Genomic DNA, 557 nt, shown 5'->3' with positions numbered 1-557 from the left:
AAGTGAGAGCGTTGTGGGACCGGCGCCGAACAAAGTGCTTGACACGATTCGGATGTCTACCTATAATCATTAGTTCTCTGCGGAGGGGTGCCCGAGTGGCTAAAGGGGGCAGACTGTAAATCTGTTGGCTTACGCCTACGTTGGTTCGAATCCAACCTCCTCCACCAGAATTCAGCTGTAGCAAGTGTCGGGCCGGCAAAGATCGCGCTAGTGGTTGTGGTGATGTTGCGATAGCCGGTGAGCCTCGCGGGTGTAGCTCAATGGTAGAGCAGAAGCCTTCCAAGCTTACGACGAGGGTTCGATTCCCTTCACCCGCTCCAGCGAAGCAATAAAGCGGTCCAGAACAGTTTTCGCCCATGTGGCTCAGTGGTAGAGCACTCCCTTGGTAAGGGAGAGGTCGGCAGTTCGATCCTGCCCATGGGCACCAGCCGGTATCTAGCGGGCCTCAGAAGCCTCGCATCGAGCAGGCAGCAGCAAGCCAGTGATTGTTTGCGCGCCCCGCGCAACGTACGGAAAAATCCTCTTAGGAGTCGAAAATGGCCAAGGGTAAGTTTGAG

Annotated in this window: 3 tRNA genes; all 3 read left to right on the top strand. The window is 55.8% G+C overall.

What is annotated here, in order from left to right:
• The first annotated feature begins 81 nt into the window (after positions 1-81).
• The 3 genes from BHE01S_RS35895 to BHE01S_RS35885 all read left to right on the top strand — a co-directional run bounded on the left by BHE01S_RS35895 (position 82) and on the right by BHE01S_RS35885 (position 427).
• Positions 82-167, top strand: a tRNA-Tyr gene (locus BHE01S_RS35895).
• A 79-nt stretch (positions 168-246) separates the two neighbouring features.
• Positions 247-320 (top strand) — tRNA-Gly (locus BHE01S_RS35890).
• Between the two features lie 32 nt (positions 321-352).
• Positions 353-427 (top strand) — tRNA-Thr (locus tag BHE01S_RS35885).
• Positions 428-557: the final 130 nt, after the last annotated feature.

The sequence above is a fragment of the Paraburkholderia heleia NBRC 101817 genome, assembly GCF_000739775.1.
GTDB lineage: Bacteria > Pseudomonadota > Gammaproteobacteria > Burkholderiales > Burkholderiaceae > Paraburkholderia > Paraburkholderia heleia.
This window is presented reverse-complemented; position numbering and strand designations above follow the sequence as displayed.